Below are 294 nucleotides of genomic sequence, written 5' to 3'. Positions count from 1 at the left end.
CCCAGTTGTGCTAATTGTTATTGTCATTGTCATAACCACCCCACTAACATTGGCTCGTCTGGCTCACTCGTCTCAGTGGTCGATTGACGCATAATCTCGGGCGCCACATCATCAAACCCCAACGTGATTAAGTGTGCATGGTAGGCATCCAACGCCATCAACATGCCCTTATCTAAGGTGCTGTTGACGTAAGTGCGCAGTAATAATGGCAAGGTGTGATTCAAAATCCGCTCACCCACCATGGTATCTACGCCCATGTCGGCAATAATGGTGCGGCACAGTTTTCTTAATGCA

General features: G+C 48.3%; 1 pseudogene. It reads right to left on the bottom strand.

The features are described 5' to 3' along the window. Nucleotides 1-29 precede the first annotated feature (29 nt). Nucleotides 30-294 (bottom strand): annotated as a pseudogene (locus FW758_RS24930) (tyrosine-type recombinase/integrase); the annotation flags it as partial.

The organism is Shewanella sp. 1180_01 (assembly GCF_052850535.1).
Note: the sequence above shows the minus strand (reverse complement) of the source record. Positions and strands in the feature narration are given on the sequence as shown.